Here is a 20,533-nt window from a genome sequence, read left to right as displayed (position 1 = left end):
TTTTTTTATTTAGAAATACTAACTAATAAGAGGGATTTATGGAGCAAGTGAAAAATTCTTTGTTTCAAGATGTGATCAAGACTATCGTATTAATGGGAGTGGTTTTACCTATTTTAATGTTTGCCAGTGTGGGAGCATATGGTCTGGTTGTGTGGTTATTACAAATGTTTGTGATTGGTTTGCCAACAGCTTAACCAAAATGGAGCAATTATGAAATTATTGAAATTTATTAAAAACTTATTTATGAAACCTTCCGCTAAAATCGGTTTAGGTATTTTAGTCACGTTAGGTTTTATTGCGGGAGCAATAAGTTGGCAATCATTTAATGATGTGATGGATAGTACAAGTACAGAAGAGTTTTGTGTAAGCTGTCATTCAATGGAGCAACCTCTTGCAGAATTAAAAGAAACAGTACACTGGTCAAATGATTCTGGAGTAACAGCAACTTGTTCAAATTGTCACTTACCACATGAAAAAACACCTAAATTTGCACGCAAAGTTCAAGCTATGCGAGAAGTTTTTGCTGAACTAACTGGAAAATATGATGAAGAAGGTTCGTTTGAAGAGCATCGTCAGGAAATGGCTGAAAGAGAGTGGGCACGTTTTGCTGCAAATGGTTCTAAAGAATGTAAAACTTGTCATAGTTATGAAAGAATGGATTTTGACAAAATGTCTGATGCCGCTAAAAATGCGATGATGCCAGCAGCAGAAAGAGATCAAAGTTGTATGGACTGTCATAAAGGTATTGCCCATCATTTACCAAAAATGAAAGCTACTGAAGGTTCTGCATCAAAATTTGATAATTTAGTTGTTTCTTCATTAACTGCGGATAAAAAATATTTTACTAAAGCTAATGTTGAGTTATTTAGTGATGAAGCAATGTCTAGCAACATTGGTCAATTAGAAACTGCCGTACCAGTGACTTTTGTTAAGTCAGGTAAAGATGCGGATTTAGTGGAATTGGTTATGTGGCGTAAAAATAAAGGTTTTGGACGTATTTGGTACCACCAATTTGGTAAAAATATTACCGATGCGGTATTGAGCAAAGAGTTCATGCAATCAGAACCAAAATTTGAAGTGATCAAAACTCAAGAAGATCCACTTACTGGTTTAACTTGGCAGAATGTAAAAATGCAAGTGTGGGTGCCAAAAGCTTCATTGATTGAAGATATTAAACCAATTTGGGCAGATGCAGAAAATACTTATAAAACACAATGTAGTACCTGCCATAGACAACCAGAGGTTGCTCATTTTGATTCAAATGCTTGGATTGGTTTATTTAATGGAATGGTTGGTTTTACCAATATGGATAAACAAACAGGTAAAGAAGTTTTACGGTACTTACAACTTCATTCTTCTGATTTTGAACAGCACATTGAGAATGAGAGCAAATAAGGAAATCATATGAAACAATCACGTCGTCAATTTTTAAAAAATATGTCTGTTATGGCAGCTACATTTGCTATGCCAAATTTCCTTGTACCTCAAAAAGCATTTGCAAAAGAAGGTGAAGATCTAACCGCTTGGAAAATTTCTGGATCGCACTGGGGTGCGATTCGAGCGAAAATCCAAAATGGCCGAGTAGAAGAGATCAAACCATTTGAATATGACCAATACCCAACAGAAATGATCAATGGAATTAAGGGATTGATTTATAGTGAATCACGTGTTCGTTATCCAATGGTTCGTTTAGATTGGTTGAAGAAGCGCCATAATAGTAATACTGCAGAACGTGGTGATAACCGCTTCGTGCGTGTTACTTGGGATGAGGCCTTAGATTTCTTTTATGAAGAATTAGAACGTATCCAGAAAGATTATGGCCCATGGGCGTTACATACTGCAAATGTTGGATGGCGTTCAACTGGGCAATTCCATAGCTGTGGTAATCATATGATTCGTGCAGTTGGAATGCATGGAAATAGCGTAAGTACCAGCGGAGACTATTCAACAGGAGCAGGACAAGTTATTCTTCCTTATGTGTTGGGTTCAACAGAAGTTTATTCACAAGGAACATCTTGGGAAATTATCTTAAAAGAGAGTGAAAATATCATTTTCTGGGCAAGTGATCCAATTAAAAACTTACAGGTGGGTTGGAACTGCGAAACACATGAAGCTTATAAATATTTAGAGCAATTAAAACAAAAAGTTGCTAACAAAGAAATCAATGTTGTTTGTGTTGACCCAGTGAAAAGTAAGACCCAAAATTACCTTGGTGCAGAGTACAAATACATCAATCCATTAAGTGATGTGGCTTTTATGTTAGCTATTGCTCACACGCTTTATACAGAGAATTTATACGACAAAAAATTCATTGATATGTACACTGTCGGTTTTGAAAAATTTGTCCCTTATCTATTAGGTGAAACTGAAGATAAAAAACCAAAAACAGCAGAATGGGCATCAGAGATTTGCGGTATTAGTGCTGATGAAATTCGTGAATTTGCCCATATGCTTGCTGGTAAACGTACTCAGCTTATTTTAGGTTGGGCTATTCAACGTCAGCAACATGGTGAACAACCATATTGGATGGCTGCGGTATTGGCTTCTATGCTAGGCCAAATTGGTTTACCGGGCGGAGGGATTAGTTATGCTCACCACTATAGTTCAATTGGTGTACCTGAGTCCGGCGCAGCAATGCCAGGATCATTTCCATTAAATTTAGATAAAGGACAAACACAAAAATATCCAAATACCGATTACAAAGGTTATAGTTCATCTATTCCAGTTGCTCGTTTAACAGATGCGCTATTAAATCCAGGACAAAAAATTAATGCTAACGGTAAAGAAGTCGTTTATTCTCCATTAAAAATGGCAATCTTTACGGGCTGTAACCAATGGCATCGTCAGTCTGAACGTAATAAAATGAAAAAAGCTTTCCAAAGCTTAGAAACTATCGTTTCGATTAATTACAGTTGGACAGCAACTTGTCGTTTCTCTGATATTGTTCTTCCAGCTTGTACGCCATTTGAGCGTAATGATATTGATGCTTATGGTTCTTATAGTAGTCGTGGAGTGATTGCAATGCAGAAATTGGTTGATCCACTGTATGATTCTCGCTCTGACTTTGACATTTTCCGTGGACTTTGCCGTCGTTTTGGCAAAGAAAAAGAATATACTCGCGGTATGGGTGAAATGGAATGGGTTGAAAAACTGTATGAAGATTGTCGTGCAGAAAATGTAGGTAAATTTGAAATGCCTCCATTTGCAGAGTTTTGGGAAACAGGGTACGTATTGTTCCCAGAAGGCAAGCCTTGGGTACGTCATGCTGATTTCAGAGAAGATCCTGAATTACATGCATTAGGTACCCCATCAGGCTTTATTGAGATTTTCAGTAATACTATCGCAAGCTATGGTTATGAAGATTGTAAAGGTCATCCAATGTGGTTCGAAAAAGCAGAACGTTCTCATGGTGGCCCTAAATCAGATAAATTTGATTTCTGGTTACAATCAGTTCACCCAGATAAACGCTTACACTCTCAACTTTGTGAATCGAAAGAGTTACGTGATACCTACACAATTCAAGGTCGAGAGCCATTATTTATGAACCCAGAGGATGCAAAACGATTAGGTATTGCACATGGTGATTTAGTCCGTGTTTATAACGATCGTGGACAAGCTATTGTTGGTGCTCATGTTTCTGATAATTTTCCTACAGGTGTGGTACGTCTACAAGAAGGTGCATGGTATTCACCATTAAATGAAGAGATTGGCTCTATTGATACCTATGGTGATCCAAATACAATGACACTTGATATTGGTTCATCGATGCTTGCTCAAGCTGTATCAGCAAACACCTGCCTTGTTAATGTAGAGAAATACCAAGGTAATGCTCCAGATGTAACAGGGTTTAAAGGGCCTAATGAGATAACTTTATGATTCAAATAACAAGTGAAGAACGCTTGTTTGTCTATTCGTGGTTAAGCAATGTGCTTGGCCACGAATTGTCTAAACAGCAATTAGAACAATATCAAAATGGTTATTTTGATGAGCTTTTTAACTTTTTATCCCAGCAAGGTTTTAGCAAAGAAATAAATAAGATTAAACAGTCTTTATCTGAAATAAAAGGTAAAGAATTTGCTCATTTAGATTTGGCCGCCGATTATACACAGCTCTTTTTATTAGATGGACAAGTCAGCGCTTTGCCTTACGCTTCAGTTTACTTAAATGAAATAGAATTAGGTAAGAACCTAGCTTTTCTAGATCATCTTTTACTAAAGTTTGGTTTACAGCTAAATAAAGAAACTCATGAACCTAGTGATCATTTATGTGTATATTTAGAGTTACTTGATAAAATTATTGAGTCTTCCAATCAAGAATTGGAACAAGAATTCATTCAAATCTACTTTTTACCGTGGTTACAACGATTTAATCTCAAGGTTAAAGGTATAAAAACACAGACTGATTTTTATCCACAAATTGTCAATATTCTGGTTAGTTTATTATCTAAAGTGTAATTATTTACTTTCCCCTCTATTATTTTTAAGTAAATAGCAGAAATTTGATAAAAGATCGTGGCAAGGAAAGCAGAAAATGCTAGAATTGCACGCTTCAAAAATTAAACGTTCTCGATTATTAGTAAATTTTAGGTTGTCTATGTCTAAAGAAAATCAAAAGAAAGCCCCTCAGCAGCTTGAAAATAAGGGGGTAAAAAGTAAAGGCGTAAACAGTGTTCTGTGGCTACTGTCTATTGTTCTTATTGCTGTAGCTGCTATTGGAAATGCTTATTTTGCAAGTCATTTCACCTTGATCGTTAGAGTTTTATTACTTGTTGTATTACTCGTTGGTGCGGTTGCTTTTGCAGCGATTACAAACCAAGGCCAGAAAGCAATTAGTTTTATGAAAGAGTCTCGTCACGAAGTGAGAAAAATTGTTTGGCCAAATCGTCAAGAATCAACTCAAACCACATTAATTGTTTTAGCCGCTTGCGTAATCGTAGCTCTCGTATTATGGGGAGTTGACTCAATTATCGTATCTGTTGTTACATTCTTAACAAATTTGAGGTTCTAAGATGGAAGAAGTAGAAATAAAAGAAACCACAAAAAAACGTTGGTATGTATTACAAGCCTTTTCTGGGTTTGAAGCTCGAGTTGCGATGACATTACGTGAGTACATCAAACTTCATAATATGGAAGATCAATTTGGTGAAGTTTTAGTACCAACAGAAGAAGTGGTTGAAAATGTTGCAGGTCGCCGCCGCAAGACTGAAAGAAAATTTTTCCCCGGTTATGTGTTAGTACAGATGGAAATGAATGACGAAACTTGGCATCTAGTAAAAAGCGTTCCTCGTGTGATGGGCTTTATTGGTGGAACAGCAGATAAACCTGCACCAATTACACAACGTGAAGCTGATCGTATTTTAAATAGATTACAAGAAACGGCTGATAAGCCACGTCATAGAAAAGAATTCCAACCAGGTGAAGAAGTTCGTGTTACAGAAGGTCCATTTGCAGACTTTAATGGAACAGTTGAAGAAGTAGATTACGAGAAAGGTCGTTTAAAAGTTTCTGTTTCTATTTTTGGTCGTGCAACACCAGTTGAACTAGAATTTAATCAAGTAGAAAAACAAAGCTAGTAATATTTAGCAATTACTGATCAAAATAAACAGCTTATTTGGATCGTAATATTTTAACTAATTTAACAAAGGCTTGAGATCTAAATTTAGATCCCAAGTCTTTTTAATTTTAGTTACGTAAAGAGAGATTGTTGTCACTACTAGAAGGAATTCTTAATCTCAGTCAGAGTTTTTATCATAAGTCTGCTTAGTCTATCAATTAATATTTAATTATATTGATAATTATTATCAAAAATTATTCAATGTAGACTTTCTAGAGCTTCTTTCATATTGTGTTATTTATATGAGTTATATAGAATGAGGCCACTCGTTATCTGTGAGAGGTACTTATCATTTATGTCTTCATTACAACAACAAGTTGCAGAGTTATTGGATGCCAATCCCAATATTATTACATTAGATATTGCTCAACAGTTACAACAACCAGAAGGTAAGATTCTGTGTGCATTACCTGAGCAATTTGTGAAAATCTTTCCATCGGAAAGGCTAGAGGATATTTTGTCTACCATTAGTCGTTGGGGGATTTTCACTACAATTATTGAAAAAGAAGGATCAATTTTTGAAATTAAAGATCAATTTCCAAGTGGTATGGCTGGGAGAGGTTATTACAATTTAAATATGAAAGGAGAGGAAGGTACTCTTCATGGACATTTAAAACTTGATAATATTGAAAAAATTGCATTCATTAGCTTGCCATTTAGAGGAAAAGAAAGTTACAACATTGCCTTTATTTCTCCACAAGGACAAACTATTTTTAAAGTCTATCTAGGTAGAAATGAGCAGAGAGAACTTTTCCCTGATCAAGTAGAAAACTTTAAAAATTTTAAATAATAGGAGAGAACATGCCGGCTAACCGTCAAGAAGTTTTACAAAATCGTTTAGGTCCTGAAATTCAGGAAATGAAAGAGAAAGCAAAAACAGCATTATTAGCTACTGTAGATAAATCTGGTAATCCTAATGTGAGTTATGCTCCATTTGTTATTAATGATGGTGAATATCAAGTACTCATCTCAACTATTGCTCGTCACGCTCGCAACTTACAAGAAGTACCAAAAGTGTCATTAATGTTGATTGATGATGAAAGTTCTAGTAGAGAGATTTTTGCTCGTCGTCGTTTAACTTTTGACGCAACAGCAAGAATTGTTGAACGTCATTCAGAAGAATGGGAAAGAGGTGTTCAAGCACTTAAAGATCGCCATAGTAAAATCGTTGATGAATTAGCTAAATTGGAAGACTTTAAATTATTTTCTTTCAAACCAGAACATGGATTATTTGTAAAAGGATTCGGTAAGGCATTTGAAGTGGGTACCGATGATTTAGTTAATTTTGTTCACTTAGATGAAGGGCACAAGCAGGAAGAAGAATAATTATCTTTTTACTCTTGGTATGTAAATTTATGGGGAAGTAGAGAAAATCTGCTTCCCCTAATTTTTAGGCTCTGTTAAGCCATTTCATATAAGATTTGGTACCTTCAGCGACAGTTTTAAATGGTTTATCGTAACCGGCCTGTCGTAAATGTGTTAAATCTGCTTGAGTAAATGTTTGGTAACGAGATTTTAAATGCTCAGGGAATGGAATTATCTCAATTTCACCTTTTTGGTGATAATCAATTACTGCTTCAGCTACAGCTTTAAATGATTCGGCATTACCTGTTCCTAAGTTGAAAATACCAGAAATCTTATTTTTCCATGCCCAAATATTTACTTGAGCTACATCTTCTACATAGACAAAATCTCTTAGAAAATGCTCACTTCCTTCAAATAATTTAGGGTTTTCACCTTTTAAAATTTGATTATTTAGATGAAAAGCCACACTCGCCATACTGCCTTTATGCTGTTCTCTTGGGCCATAAACATTGAAATATTTAAAACCACAAATAGGTGAAGCAGCTTCAGGTAATAATTTCCTAACATATTCATCAAATAAGAATTTTGAATAACCATATACATTAAGAGGTGATTCAAACTCTCGCTTCTCAATAAAATTATCGGAACGCCCACCATAAGTTGCAGCACTTGATGCATAGAAGAATGGAATTCGACGATCTAAACAATAATGCAATAATTCTTTTGAATATTCATAGTTATTTTGCATCATGTATTTTCCATTCCACTCAGTTGTTGCAGAACAAGCACCTTCATGGAAGATAGCATCAATAGGACCAAATTCATCCCCTGCAATAATAGAAGCAATGAAATCTTCCTTATCACAATAGTCAGCGATATCAAGATCAACTAGATTAATAAATTTTTCTCCATTCTTGAGATTATCTACCACTAGAATATCTTTTCTACCTATTTGGTTTAATGCTTTAACGATATTACTACCAATAAAGCCCGCACCACCTGTTACGATAATCATATAGCATCCTTTAATAACAACAATTCATTAAATAAAAACACGCAAAGAAAATATTATGTATAGAAAATATACTATTTTGCTCTAGCAATCTGTTTCTTAAGCTTCAATAGTTTTTCTTTGATTCTTTGGCGTTTTAGTGGCGATATATAATCAACAAATAATACACCATTTAAGTGATCAATTTCATGCTGAATACAAATCGCAAGTAAGTCCTCTGCTTCAAGAATGAACTCTTCACCTTTATAATTGAGAGCTTTAACTGTCACTTTTTCCTTTCTTGGAACTAATGCTCGACAGCCAGGGATAGATAAACACCCTTCTTCAATACCAGTTTCGCCACTACTTTCGATAATTTCAGGATTAATTAACACAATCTGGTTTGTCTTATCTCCTTCAATATCAATAGTAATTACTCTTTTCAACACATTAACTTGAGGTGCAGCTAAACCAATACCTTCTTGTTCGTACATAGTATCGAACATATCATCAATAAATGTCCTCAATTCATCATCTACTTTTTCTACTGGTAGGGACATTTTTGTTAAGTTTTCATCTGGAAAGATGAGAACATCTAATACTGCCATTTTGGGATCTCCGTCGAGAAATTTAAAATATTCGTTTGTCTATTCTATCCGTTTTCTTACTATTAAGGAAATAGTAAGGGAAAAAATGAATTATCTTTTTGAATTATGTAAATTATTGCAAGTACCACAACTGGGGCCTCATCGCATTGGGAAATTATTAGATTCTTGTGAGTTAGCTGAATTTTGTAATTATGATAGGGAACAATTACGCCATATTGGATGGAGTAGCAAACAAATACAACGCTGGTTTAATCCTGATATAAGTTGGATTGATTCTGCGTTTGAATGGAAATCTCAATCTGATGAGCATCACATAATAAGTTTATTTGATGAAGTCTATCCTTTTTTACTTAAACAAATTAGCACTGCACCTCCACTATTATTTGTTAAGGGTGATCCAGCATGCTTATCTTTACCTCAAATTGCTATGGTTGGAAGCCGAGATTATTCCCATTATGGCAAATATTGGTCTGGTTATTTTGCTGATGAATTAGTTAAGCGTAATTTAGCTGTAACGAGTGGGCTTGCTATTGGAATAGATGGCTTCTGTCATAAACAGACCATAGATAGTGGTGGCATAACAATTGCGGTATTAGGCAATGGACTTTCCAATATTTATCCATCACGTCATAAAAGATTAGCAGATGAAATAGTCACTCATGGTGGTGCATTAGTTTCTGAATTTTTCCCAAAACAGCCACCTATTGCAGAAAATTTTCCTCGTCGAAATCGTATTATTAGTGGATTATCATTAGGTACATTAGTGGTAGAAGCAACAGTAAATAGCGGTTCACTTATTACCGCTAAATATGCTTTAGAGCAAAATAGAGAAGTGTTTGCACTACCGAATAGTATTCAAAATCCATTTAGTGCAGGATGCCATAAACTTATCAAAGATGGTGCAGTATTAGTTGAGTCTATTGATGATATTTTATCGTCACTTAGTTATCGACAAGATATTCAAACTAATCAATTTCAACAAGCAAATTTATTTCCTACCGAACACGAAAATCAAGCGGTAGTTTCTACTAAGAAATTTGCAAAAATTGAAACAGAACTGACCGCTTGCCAGCAAAGCCTAATGAAACATATTACATTAACCCCAATAAACGTTGATGATCTTGCTAAGGTAACACAATTATCAACTGAAAATATTTTAATTGAATTATTAAATTTAGAACTGCAAGGCTGTATTCGACAAGTAACTGGGGGATATGTAAGAAATTAAAAGGCTACACATTGTGTAACCTTTCTTATCAAGAGAAATAATATAAAGTGTTATTTGCGTCGCCCTAGCATACCACCAAGTCCACCCATACCGCCCATCATACCTTGCATTCCACGCATCATTTTCGCCATTCCACCCTTACGCATTTTTTTCATCATACGTTGCATTTCATCGAATTGTTTAAGCAATTTATTGACGTCTTGTACTTGAGTACCAGAACCCAATGCAATACGACGACGGCGTGATCCTTTGATAATATCAGGACGAGCACGTTCTTTTAATGTCATCGAATTAATGATCGCTTCCATTTTGATAAACATCTTATCATCCATTTGATTTTTAACGTGATCAGGTAAATTTTTCGCACCCGGTAATTTATCTAACATCGACATCATCCCGCCCATTTTTTTCATTTCGACAAGCTGTTCACGGAAATCATCAAGGGTAAATTGATCACCTTTCTTGAATTTTGCTGCCATTTTTTCCGCTTTTTCTTGATCGACAGAGCGTTGTAAATCTTCAATTAAAGACAATACATCACCCATACCGAGAATACGGGAAGCAATACGATCTGGATGGAACGGTTCTAATGCATCAGTTTTTTCGCCCACCCCTAAGAATTTGATTGGTTTACCAGTGATTTGACGAATAGACAGTGCCGCACCACCACGTGCATCCCCATCGACTTTGGTTAAGATCACACCCGTAAGAGGTAAGGCTTCATTAAACGCTTTTGCAGTATTTGCTGCATCTTGACCAGTCATTGCATCAACGGTAAATAGCGTTTCAATAGGTTTTAATACAGCGTGGACTTCTTGAATCTCAGCCATCATTTCGCTATCAACGTGTAAACGACCTGCGGTATCGACAATCAATACATCGAAGAAATGTAATTTTGCATATTTAAGCGCTTTTTCAGCAATTTCAGTTGGTTTTTCAGTGGTTTCACTTGGAAAAAATTCAACTTTTAATGATTCAGCTAATGTTTGAAGCTGTTTGATCGCAGCAGGACGGTAAACATCGGCAGAAACCACCAGTACTTTCTTTTTATGACGTTCTTTGAGGAATTTTGCCAATTTACCTACTGAGGTAGTTTTCCCCGCCCCTTGTAAACCTGCCATTAAAATCACTGCGGGCGGTTGAGCAGCTAGATTAAGCTCCTCATTCGCTTCACCCATTGCTTTTTCAAGCTCAGTTTGAACAATTTTAAGAAATTCTTGGCCCGGAGTAAGGCTTTTATTGACCTCTTCACCGATAGCTCTCTCTTTAACTTTATTGATGAACTCACGTACGACAGGTAAGGCAACATCGGCCTCGAGTAATGCCATACGAACTTCACGCAATGTATCTTTAATATTTTCTTCAGTTAAGCGACCTTTACCTGTGATATTTTTTAAGGTTTTGGATAGTCTATCGGATAAATTTTCAAACATAGTTTTTCTCTTTTTGCAAAATTCTGGTGTTATCTCACCGCTTGTTTGCGGAACTCCGACCATTATACAACATTTATCAGATTTATTCTTTTCCCTAAATCAGCTACAATCAAGCGACTATTTAATCAATGGATGAGTATTATGAGCCAATCAATTTGTATTATTACTGGAAGCACCTTGGGTGGAGCAGAATATGTTGCTGATCATATTGAAGAGGTATTAAGTGAGCAAGGCTTTAATGTTGAATTATTTAATAATGCAACGCTTACCGATATTCAACCTCATCAATACTTATTAGTAATTACTTCTACTCATGGTGCTGGGGAGTTACCGGAAAATATTCGACCATTGTTTGAAGAATTAGCTGATCAACAACCCAATTTATCCCATTTAAAATTTGGGGTAATTGGGCTAGGTAGTTCTGATTATGATACATTTTGTTATGCAGTCAATACCGTTGAAACGCAATTAATTGAATTAGGTGCAATTCAAGTTTGTGATTCATTACGTATTGATGTAGTGAATAATTTTGATCATGATAGTACTGCAGAAGAGTGGTTACCTAACTTTACCGAGCAATTATAAATGAAAATTGGATTAGTGTTAGAAGGCGGTGCAATGCGGGGTATGTACACTGCGGGGGTCTTAGATGTCTTTATGGATAATAATATTCAGATTGATGGCATTATCGGAGTTTCAGCAGGAGCATTGTTTGGCGTAAATTATCTTTCAAAACAAAGAGGAAGATCGTTGCGATACAGTAAACGTTTTTTAAATGATGAACGTTATATTAGTTTGAAAAGCTGGATTACAACTGGCAACCTCATTAATAAAGATTTTGCTTATTATGATGTCCCATTTATTTATGATGTCTTTGATAACGAAACCTTTAAACAATCCCATGCCTCATTTTATGTCACATTAACCAATGTTGAAACAGGAAAGGCAGAGTACGTTAAAATTACCGATCCTTTTGAACAAATGGAATATTTTAGAGCAACATCGGCCTTACCGTATGTTTCAAAAATTGTACAAATCGATGGTAAAAAATACTTAGATGGTGGTATATCAGATAGTATTCCGCTAGATAAATGCCGACAGCTTGGATTTGATAAAATCATTGTTGTCTTAACTCGTGCTTTTGAGTATCGCAAAACCAAAATAAACGGTATTTTTCGTCGTATTATTTACCGTAAATATCCTAAATTTATCGAGGTGCTGGCTAATCGTTATCAAAGTTATAATGATAATGTCCATAAAGTTGTCGAAGCAGAAAAACAAGGGGAAATTTTTGTTTTTCGTCCCTCTAAAACTTTACCGATTAAACGTATTGAAAAAGATTTGAATAAAGTTCAAGCAATGTATGATTTAGGTGTGCAAGATGCTAAGAGAGGCATTGGAGCTCTAAATACCTATCTTTCTCGTGATTAATTGACTGAAAAAATGAGGTTAATTTATCTCTCTCAAAAAGATAAATTAACCTAGTTTTTTGAAATATTAAGCGATTTTTACAGCTTGATAAGTACTTTGTGGATTGATAATTACATCACGAGCTTTGATAATTTGTAGCTCATATTTTCCACTTTGTTGTGTGATACTCATTACATCATTGACCGCATTTGCAGTATGTTCAAAAGCTTCAATTTCAGATTTCCCATTGAGTAAATTTGCTAGGAATAATCCACTGGTTAAATCGCCCACACCAACAGGATCTCTGCCCACAAATTCATGTAATGGACGACTGATATGCCAGATACCCAATTGTGTTGCCAACACCATTTCGAATTTACTTGGATCTTTCCCTACTCGGCTTAAATGTTTTACTACAACAATTTTAGGCCCTTTACTTAAGATAAATTTAATCGCCTCGATTGCTTGTTCAAAATTTTCTACGGGTAAGCCAGTCAGTTCTCGTAATTCCACTAAGTTTGGTGCAATGATATCGGCTTTTGCCATAGCTTCATCACGTAAGAAATCAGAAACCCCACTGGCCACGATACAACCTTTATCAGGATGCCCCATTACTGGATCACAAAAGTAAATCGCATTGGGATTTTTTGCTTTAATTTTTTCAACAGCAGTTAAGATTTCTGCACCTTGCTCTGCTGCACCGATATAACCAGACAGTACGGCATCACACTCGTGTAACGCATTAATTTCATCAATTCCTTGCGTAATTTCACCAATTTGTTCTTTAGGGATAACCATACCTTTCCAATGTCCGTATTGAGTATGATTAGAAAACTGTACGGTATTTAATGCCCAAGTATCCACGCCTAATAATTGCATTGGAAACACAGCTGCTTTGTTTCCTGCGTAACCATAAACAACGTGAGATTGGATTGAGAGAACATTTTTCATTTGTATTTCCTTATTTTTTACTGTGTTTGAATATTTTTTAGCTATTTGAACTGACTATGACTTGCAAGATAGAAAAAAATCCTTAAAATTCATGCCCGTTCAACAACAAATCAATATGCCGACTTAGCTCAGTAGGTAGAGCAACTGACTTGTAATCAGTAGGTCATCAGTTCGATTCCGATAGTCGGCACCACTTTTTCTTATTATTCCCGACTAAAGTTTCCATTTTTCAGTATATACCCTAATTGTTTTATTTTTAAGGTTCTATCTGCAACATAAAAATAAAAAACGGCAAGATTTAGTATAAAATATTCACTCAATCTCACCGCTTTATTCTTTTTTGTGATTAAACGTATCCGTAGCTCATTAAGCGTTGGTAGCGTCTATCAACTAATCCTTCAGTATCTAGCTCATCTAGCTCGGCAAAATCCTCTAAAAGACGTTGCTTAAGATTTTTTGCCATTTCATCCACATTTCTATGCGCACCTCCTAACGGCTCTGGTACGATATTATCAATTAGGTTAAGTTCTTTTAAACGAGGAGCAGTTAAACCCATTACCTCTGCAGCTGTTGAGGCTTTATCGGCACTTTTCCATAGAATAGAAGCACAACCTTCAGGAGAAATCACAGAGTAAGTACTATATTGCAACATATTCACTTTATCGCCTACACCAATTGCCAAGGCTCCACCCGAACCACCTTCACCGATTACCGTACAGATAACCGGTACTTTTAAGGTAGACATTTCACGTAAATTACGTGCGATAGCCTCTGATTGCCCTCGTTCTTCTGCTCCAATGCCTGGGTAAGCCCCTGGAGTATCAATAAAAGTAATAATTGGCATGTTAAAGCGTTCAGCCATATGCATAAGACGTAATGCTTTGCGATAGCCTTCTGGCGCAGGCATACCAAAATTACGTTTTACTTTTTCTTTTACGGTACGTCCTTTTTGGTGTCCGATGATCATCACAGGACGATCATCTAAACGTGCAATTCCGCCGACAATCGCTTTATCATCAGCAAAAGCACGATCTCCTGCTAATTCGTCAAATTCAGTAAAAATTTTCTCAATATAATCGAGAGTATAAGGGCGACTAGGATGTCTCGCCATACGGGATATTTGCCAAGCATCAAGATCGGCAAAGGTCTTTTTAGTTAATTCATTACTTTTTTGTTGTAGACGAGCAATTTCATCATCAAGGTTAATTTTAGTATTGTTATCAACTGCAGAGCGTAAAGCATCAATTTTTGCCTCTAATTCAGCAATTGGTAGCTCAAAATCTAAATATTCTTGGCTCATAATCTTTCCTATCTGTATTAGCAGAAATAAACGCTCTCCATTCTAACAGGGAATGGCATGAAATCGTAATAAAGCGGTAAGATTTCCTCTATTTTTTGCAAAAAATGTGACAGATCCGACCGCTTATCTTGTATCAAATTGCTATTTAACGCTAAATTGTCCCATACAGCCTCGATCTCTTAACATGAAATCAGATACACCAAAAGTGAATGGTGCAGAATCAGAGGCTAGATGTTCAAATCTAACAAGTATAGTTACAATCTGATCTTTCTCTAGCCAAACAGTATCACGCCAAGCAAGTTGTTTACGAGGATAAGGTTCGCCATTTTCTGTTTCAATGATAAATTTAGCCCCTTGTAGGGTAAATCCAATGTCTTGATCGCTTTGGAGATACCAACGTTCAACAGTACCTTGTTTAGCTTCAAAATCAATACGTTTTGGATCAAAGCGTTGTTTGTTGATAACACGATCAAATGGCATGATCATGAATCGGCGTTCGTTATTTATTTTTAAGGTAAAATCTTCAAGATCAAAAGTCGGCAATGTCATTGTTGAGTCAAAGACTGCAGGGAGTCCTTGTAGTCGTAATTCTAGAATGACATTATCTACTAGATCATCATCCTTACTAAAAAGCTGTCCAACTTTGTAAAGTATTCCACGACTTTCACCAGTAATTAGTGAAATAGTTTTTCCTTCATTTAAATTAGCTAGTAATTCCACACGTTCTGATGGGGCAATATGTACGGAAGACATTTCTACAGGGGATTGTAAATAGCCGACCCCAGTTCCTATAAGATAAAGTGGTTGACCATTGTCTAAACGTAATTCGTAACGTCTTGAAAGAGAGGCATTTACAATACGAAATCTTACCCATCCTCGAGACACTTCTAGATAAGGTGATTCCTGTCCATTTACAAAAACTCGATTACCGAAAAATTGTTTTTTATCAGCATCTATTACTTGCTTCCCTGCATTATTAATTAGCTGATCTTGTAAGATTAGTGGAATGTCATTTATCCCATATTTATTTGGAATAGTTGTAGAATGGTTTTTATTATCTTCAATAATCCATAATCCCACTAAACCACGATAGACTTGAAAAGCAGAATTAAGCATGGTGTTTGAATGGTACCACGCTGTTCCCGCTGATTGTTTCACTTCAAGAATGGGAGACCAACTGCTTTTAGGGGATAATTTATGGTGAATTGAACCTGTCATTTCCGTAGAAGCAAGAATCCCTTGTAGGTTGATAGAGAGGGGTTGCGGTAAATTATTAATGTAAGTGAGCCGAACAAAGTCACCTGATTTTACTCGTACTGTCGGGGCTAAATAACGTCCATTGACACCCCATACATCAACTAATTTTCCTTGATTAAATTGAGTTTGAGATGGACGAAAATCCAAACGGACAGGACGCCCACGTCCAATATCAATAATAGGTGGAATGTGAAGAGGATGTCTTGATTCAGCCCATAGTGCTTGAGGTAATGCTCCCATTATACTGGCGAGAGCAGAACGTTTAAGAAATTGTCGGCGAGAAATTTGCATATTATTTTTGTTCTAATTGGGCGACTTCTCGATCTAACTCTGCAATTTTATCAGCCATAATTTGATGGCTTTTTTCAATTAATTCTCGGAGGTTATCACGATTGTAGCCTGATGTATCAATGGGATCGAGCATTTCACAAATAACAACGCCATTGTTTTTACGCCCAAGATCAACTTTATTATGTAAGCTTGAGCAAACGACTGGAATGATCGGTACGCCCGCTGCAATAGCAGTATGAAATGCCCCTGTTTTAAAAGGAAGTAGACCTCTTCCACGGCTACGAGTTCCTTCTGGAAACATCCAAATAGAAATTTGTTTCTCCTTGATAGCTTCTGCAACTTGATTCATCGTATTAATAGCACTACTACGTTTTTCACGGCGAATAAAAATATTACCTGTTGCCCAATACATCAATCCGAAAAAAGGAATCCACATTAGCGTACTTTTTCCAACACTTACTGTACGGGGGGGAACCATAGAAGAAATGGTTAACATATCGTAATTGTTTTGATGATTGGCAATATAAATAGCGGGTTTTGCAAAATCAGGCTTGGTTCTGCGAATTAATTTTAACCCTACAAGTGGATGCATTGAAGCAAAGCATCTTGATAGAATACCTGTTGTACTTGGATGGCGAAGACGAATTAGTGCATAAACTGTGCCAAATACACAAATAAGAATGGATAAAACCGTAATAACTATAATACGGAGAACTTTTAACATAATTGTTACCTAATAAATAAGAATATGGCGGGAAGTATAGCGGAGATGAGTCAAATTTCAAAAAAGATCACGATTTTCTATTAATAAAATACATTTCTATTTATATGGAAAGCCGTTATATTGAACAACACTTTTTACTCATTAAATAAGGAATAACTATGTCTAAGATTACTCTCGCAGGAAATCCTGTAAATGTCGATGGAAATTTCCCATCTGCTGATCAATCTGTTGCAGATTTTACTTTAGTCAACAATGCGCTGGAAAATATTTCTTTAAGTGATTTTGTAGGAAAGAGAAAAGTACTTAATATTTTTCCAAGTATTGATACAGATGTTTGTGCTACATCAGTACGAGTTTTCAATCAAAAGGCTGCGAATTTAGATAATACAGTAGTTTTATGTATTTCTGCCGATCTACCTTTTGCACAAGGGCGTTTTTGTGGAGCAGAAGGAATTAAAAATGCAGTTACTTTATCAACTTTCCGCAATCAAACGTTCCATAAAGAACTAGGGGTTGATATAGCAGACAGCCCATTAGCTGGATTAACTGCTCGTGCTGTTATTGTTTTAGATGAAAACAATAAAGTTTTATACAGTGAATTAGTGCCAGAAATTACACACGAGCCTAACTATGATGCTGCATTAGCCGTATTATAATTTTCTCAAATTTAGTAAGCGGTTACATTTACAAATTATTTGATAAAAGTGACCGCTTATCGCACAAGATCTCCTTCTAAATATATCACGATCATCCTTTAGTATAAAAAATAAACTCCCGTTTTCCAGTTTTACACATTTATCTTATCTTATTGTTTTATATATTAAAAATCACACCTCAAAGATCTTATTTTGGGTTACTCACGATCTTTATTGTGATCTATCACAAATTTATCCACAGATGATGGGGATAATACTCAAGATCATTTTAAGATCAACTTGGAAAGTTAAATAAAAAATAAAAATAGACAGAAAATTCAGCGATCAAATGTTTTTCTATACAGTAAAATTTTACGGGTTAGATCGTAAAAATTCAAAGAGGATCTAGGATGGATCTTTTTATATATTGCTTATCCCAAAAAAGTTATCAACAAATTTGCAGATTATCCACAAAGTTATACACAATGGTATTGAGTAACTTAGTAAATAACCAGTTATAGAAACGCCTTTTTAGTTGTTCAAAAACAGGAATTATGAAACAATCTTGGCCACAACTAGTTTAAACAATAAGGCGGTCTGAAATTGATCGATTTTGATGGTTACCGCCCAAATGTTGGTATCGTCATCTGTAATAAACAGGGACAAGTTCTCTGGGCAAAACGGTTTGGTCAAAATTCTTGGCAATTTCCTCAAGGGGGAATTAATGAAGGAGAAAACATTGAAGCAGCAATGTACCGTGAGCTATATGAAGAAGTTGGTTTATCTCAAAAAGATGTACGTGTTATTTGGGCATCCAAATATTGGCTAAAATATAAACTTCCCAAGCGATTAATTCGCTCTGAACAATGTCATCCAGTGTGTATTGGGCAGAAACAACGTTGGTTCTTACTACAATTAGTAAGTGATGAAAATACAATTAATTTAAATACCACTAAAAATCCAGAATTTGATGGTTGGCGGTGGGTGAGCTTCTGGTACCCAGTACGTCAGGTGGTTTCATTTAAACGGGATGTTTATCGTAAAGTAATGAAAGAGTTTGCACAGATTCTAATGGGGAATTCAGGGAAAAATAAAGAATCTCGCCCTCAACGATATACAGAGAAAAAAGAATTTCGCCAAGGAAAAAAAGAGTTTCGCAAACCTTATAATAAAAATTATCGAGGTAAAAATTTATGAGTGCAATTTTTTTTAGTTGCTTAGCATTGGGAGCTTTGGTCGGTTTCCTTGCTGGCTTATTCGGTATTGGAGGCGGTCTAATTATTGTGCCTGCACTTGTTTATTTATTACCTATGGCAAATATTCCTCCTGAATATTTGATGTCTATTGCATTGGGCACATCATTTTCTACCATTGTAGTTACAGCATTTTCTGCGGCACAGCGTCATCATAAATTAGGAAATGTGGATTGGCGTGTGAGCAAATTTTTCATTCCAGCTCTAATGATTTCTGTCTTTATCTCAGGATTGGTTGTGACGGATTTACCAAAAGATTTAATGTCTAAAATCTTTGCGGTAATTGTCATTTTTCTTGCCGGTAAAATGTTATTTTCATCTTTGAAGAAGAATGAAAAGCCAGTCAAACCATTAACTCCTCAGTCTACTGTCATTGCAGGGGTATTAATTGGTGCGATTTCGAGTATGGCAGGCATTGCAGGTGGTGCATTTATCGTTCCTTACTTAAATGGACGAGGGCTTGAAATGAAACGAGCCATTGGTACTTCATCTTTCTGCGGTGCATTATTAGGCTTAGCAGGAACGATTAGCTTTATTTTTAGTGGATGGGGATTACCCAATTTACCTGAATATGCGTTAGGTTATATTTATTTACCTGCTTTGGTCGGGATCACTTTAACCTCATTCTTTACATCTAAATTTGGCGCAAGTGCAGCAAATGTGTTACCTGTTCCGATTTTGAAAAAAGCCTTTGCCGTGTTATTAGTCGGCATTGCAATCAATATGTTTTTAAAATAATTTTTAGCACAGTATTTTGAGGTACTATGAACGAAAAATTTTTAACTTTTCCGAATTTTGATCCAATCGTATTTTCTATTGGTCCCATTTCACTGCATTGGTATGGGGTAATGTATTTATTGGGTTTTGGCTTTGCTTATTGGCTAGGGACAAAACGAGCTAAAAGCTCTAACGGAGTATGGACAACCGAGCAGGTCGATCAGTTACTCTTTAATGGTTTCTGGGGCGTGATTTTAGGTGGTCGTATTGGTGACGTCTTCTTTTATAGCTTTGATTACTTCCTACAAGATCCCTTGTATTTATTCCGTATTTGGGAAGGCGGAATGTCATTCCACGGCGGATTGATTGGGGTAATTATTATGATGATTTTTACCTCTTACCGTCAAAAAAGAAGCTTTTGGCAAACTGCAGATTTTGTTGCTCCTCTGATTCCTTTTGGCTTAGGAATGGGACGAATCGGTAACTTTATTAATGGTGAATTATGGGGAAGAGTAACCGATGTACCTTGGGCTATGATGTTCCCAAGTGGTGGTTATTTACCACGCCATCCATCACAAATTTATGAAGCCATTTTAGAAGGCTTAGTGCTATTTCTCATTCTAAACTGGTTTATTCGTAAACCTCGTCCAATGGGTTCGGTGTCTGGTTTATTTCTATTAGGTTATGGCATCTTCCGCTTTATCGTAGAATATTTCCGCGAAATTGATCCGAACGTTAACACACCAGATGATCTAATAACACGTGGTCAGTTACTTTCTCTGCCAATGGTTGTTGTCGGATTGATTATTTTAGTCAT

General features: G+C 35.9%; 22 protein-coding genes and 1 tRNA gene. 16 read left to right on the top strand and 7 right to left on the bottom strand.

Features of this window, described 5'->3' with window-relative positions; genetic code table 11:
• Nucleotides 1-92: 92 nt before the first annotated feature.
• The 8 genes from Q1J40_RS06715 (at nucleotide 93) to hutZ (ending at nucleotide 6,939) form a co-directional block, all read left to right on the top strand.
• Nucleotides 93-194 (top strand): nitrate/trimethylamine N-oxide reductase NapE/TorE, encoded by a 102-nt coding sequence (locus Q1J40_RS06715; RefSeq protein WP_301099286.1) that lies wholly within the window; start codon nucleotides 93-95, stop codon nucleotides 192-194.
• Nucleotides 195-210: 16 nt separating this feature from the next.
• Nucleotides 211-1,395, top strand: coding sequence for a pentaheme c-type cytochrome TorC (torC, locus tag Q1J40_RS06710; protein WP_301099283.1), 1,185 nt, complete (start codon nucleotides 211-213; stop codon nucleotides 1,393-1,395).
• Nucleotides 1,396-1,404: 9 nt separating this feature from the next.
• Nucleotides 1,405-3,876 (top strand): trimethylamine-N-oxide reductase TorA, encoded by a 2,472-nt coding sequence (torA, locus tag Q1J40_RS06705; protein WP_301099282.1) that lies wholly within the window; start codon nucleotides 1,405-1,407, stop codon nucleotides 3,874-3,876.
• Complete coding sequence (torD, locus tag Q1J40_RS06700; protein ID WP_301099281.1) at nucleotides 3,873-4,454, top strand: molecular chaperone TorD; 582 nt, start codon at nucleotides 3,873-3,875, stop codon at nucleotides 4,452-4,454. Before torA ends, torD begins: the two co-directional genes overlap by 4 nt.
• A 139-nt stretch (nucleotides 4,455-4,593) precedes the next feature.
• A complete protein-coding gene (gene secE, locus Q1J40_RS06695) occupies nucleotides 4,594-5,007 on the top strand; it encodes a preprotein translocase subunit SecE (protein ID WP_301099285.1) in 414 nt (137 codons plus the stop codon).
• Between the two features lies 1 nt (nucleotide 5,008).
• Nucleotides 5,009-5,572 (top strand): transcription termination/antitermination protein NusG, encoded by a 564-nt coding sequence (gene nusG, locus Q1J40_RS06690; RefSeq protein WP_121122912.1) that lies wholly within the window; start codon nucleotides 5,009-5,011, stop codon nucleotides 5,570-5,572.
• Nucleotides 5,573-5,908: 336 nt separating this feature from the next.
• The gene (hutX, locus tag Q1J40_RS06685) at nucleotides 5,909-6,403 is read left to right on the top strand and encodes a heme utilization cystosolic carrier protein HutX (RefSeq protein WP_301099280.1); all 495 of its coding nucleotides are present in this window, start codon (nucleotides 5,909-5,911) and stop codon (nucleotides 6,401-6,403) included.
• Between the two features lie 11 nt (nucleotides 6,404-6,414).
• The gene (hutZ, locus tag Q1J40_RS06680; protein ID WP_301099279.1) at nucleotides 6,415-6,939 is read left to right on the top strand and encodes a heme utilization protein HutZ; all 525 of its coding nucleotides are present in this window, start codon (nucleotides 6,415-6,417) and stop codon (nucleotides 6,937-6,939) included.
• 64 nt (nucleotides 6,940-7,003) lie between these two features.
• On the opposite strand, the gene rfaD is transcribed toward hutZ, so the two are convergent.
• Nucleotides 7,004-7,933 (bottom strand): ADP-glyceromanno-heptose 6-epimerase, encoded by a 930-nt coding sequence (gene rfaD / locus Q1J40_RS06675; RefSeq protein ID WP_301099278.1) that lies wholly within the window; start codon nucleotides 7,931-7,933, stop codon nucleotides 7,004-7,006.
• Nucleotides 7,934-8,004: 71 nt separating this feature from the next.
• Complete coding sequence (gene def / locus Q1J40_RS06670; RefSeq protein WP_301099277.1) at nucleotides 8,005-8,517, bottom strand: peptide deformylase; 513 nt, start codon at nucleotides 8,515-8,517, stop codon at nucleotides 8,005-8,007.
• 85 nt (nucleotides 8,518-8,602) lie between these two features.
• Here def and dprA point away from each other — a divergent pair, with 85 nt between their 5' ends.
• Complete coding sequence (gene dprA, locus Q1J40_RS06665; RefSeq protein WP_301099276.1) at nucleotides 8,603-9,745, top strand: DNA-processing protein DprA; 1,143 nt, start codon at nucleotides 8,603-8,605, stop codon at nucleotides 9,743-9,745.
• A gap of 50 nt (nucleotides 9,746-9,795) precedes the next feature.
• Here the strand turns inward: dprA and ffh are convergent, their stop codons facing one another.
• Nucleotides 9,796-11,178, bottom strand: coding sequence for a signal recognition particle protein (ffh, locus tag Q1J40_RS06660; RefSeq protein ID WP_301099275.1), 1,383 nt, complete (start codon nucleotides 11,176-11,178; stop codon nucleotides 9,796-9,798).
• 141 nt (nucleotides 11,179-11,319) lie between these two features.
• Between ffh and mioC the strand changes: the two genes are divergently transcribed.
• Both mioC and Q1J40_RS06650 read left to right on the top strand, forming a co-directional pair.
• Entirely contained in the window at nucleotides 11,320-11,763 is a 444-nt protein-coding gene (gene mioC / locus Q1J40_RS06655; protein ID WP_301099274.1) for an FMN-binding protein MioC, read from the top strand.
• The gene (locus tag Q1J40_RS06650) at nucleotides 11,764-12,609 is read left to right on the top strand and encodes a patatin-like phospholipase family protein (protein WP_301099273.1); all 846 of its coding nucleotides are present in this window, start codon (nucleotides 11,764-11,766) and stop codon (nucleotides 12,607-12,609) included. It abuts the gene before it with no gap.
• Nucleotides 12,610-12,675: 66 nt separating this feature from the next.
• Here Q1J40_RS06650 and pdxY read toward each other — a convergent pair whose 3' ends face one another.
• A complete protein-coding gene (gene pdxY, locus Q1J40_RS06645) occupies nucleotides 12,676-13,539 on the bottom strand; it encodes a pyridoxal kinase PdxY (RefSeq protein WP_301099272.1) in 864 nt (287 codons plus the stop codon).
• Between the two features lie 117 nt (nucleotides 13,540-13,656).
• On the opposite strand from pdxY, the gene Q1J40_RS06640 reads away from it, so the two are divergent.
• A tRNA-Thr gene (locus Q1J40_RS06640) sits at nucleotides 13,657-13,732 on the top strand.
• Nucleotides 13,733-13,885: 153 nt separating this feature from the next.
• Here Q1J40_RS06640 and accA read toward each other — a convergent pair.
• The 3 genes from accA to Q1J40_RS06625 all read right to left on the bottom strand — a co-directional run bounded on the left by accA (nucleotide 13,886) and on the right by Q1J40_RS06625 (nucleotide 17,111).
• A complete protein-coding gene (gene accA, locus Q1J40_RS06635; protein ID WP_301099271.1) occupies nucleotides 13,886-14,839 on the bottom strand; it encodes an acetyl-CoA carboxylase carboxyl transferase subunit alpha in 954 nt (317 codons plus the stop codon).
• 141 nt (nucleotides 14,840-14,980) lie between these two features.
• The gene (locus Q1J40_RS06630) at nucleotides 14,981-16,387 is read right to left on the bottom strand and encodes a multicopper oxidase domain-containing protein (protein ID WP_301099269.1); all 1,407 of its coding nucleotides are present in this window, start codon (nucleotides 16,385-16,387) and stop codon (nucleotides 14,981-14,983) included.
• Nucleotide 16,388: 1 nt separating this feature from the next.
• Nucleotides 16,389-17,111 carry a 1-acylglycerol-3-phosphate O-acyltransferase gene (locus Q1J40_RS06625; RefSeq protein WP_301099268.1) on the bottom strand — a complete coding sequence of 241 codons (723 nt, stop codon included), beginning with the start codon at nucleotides 17,109-17,111 and terminating at the stop codon, nucleotides 16,389-16,391.
• Between the two features lie 158 nt (nucleotides 17,112-17,269).
• On the opposite strand from Q1J40_RS06625, the gene tpx reads away from it, so the two are divergent.
• From tpx to lgt, 4 genes are all read left to right on the top strand, one after another.
• The gene (tpx, locus tag Q1J40_RS06620) at nucleotides 17,270-17,767 is read left to right on the top strand and encodes a thiol peroxidase (RefSeq protein ID WP_301099266.1); all 498 of its coding nucleotides are present in this window, start codon (nucleotides 17,270-17,272) and stop codon (nucleotides 17,765-17,767) included.
• Between the two features lie 582 nt (nucleotides 17,768-18,349).
• A complete protein-coding gene (rppH, locus tag Q1J40_RS06615) occupies nucleotides 18,350-18,943 on the top strand; it encodes an RNA pyrophosphohydrolase (protein ID WP_301099265.1) in 594 nt (197 codons plus the stop codon).
• Complete coding sequence (locus Q1J40_RS06610; RefSeq protein WP_301099264.1) at nucleotides 18,940-19,737, top strand: sulfite exporter TauE/SafE family protein; 798 nt, start codon at nucleotides 18,940-18,942, stop codon at nucleotides 19,735-19,737. The genes rppH and Q1J40_RS06610 overlap by 4 nt, the downstream gene beginning before the upstream one ends.
• Nucleotides 19,738-19,763: 26 nt before the next feature.
• The coding region (gene lgt, locus Q1J40_RS06605; RefSeq protein ID WP_301099263.1) for a prolipoprotein diacylglyceryl transferase at nucleotides 19,764-20,533 on the top strand (770 nt) is incomplete at its 3' end.

The sequence above is a fragment of the Otariodibacter sp. genome (assembly GCF_029256985.1).
Lineage (GTDB): Bacteria > Pseudomonadota > Gammaproteobacteria > Enterobacterales > Pasteurellaceae > Otariodibacter.
This window is presented reverse-complemented; position numbering and strand designations above follow the sequence as displayed.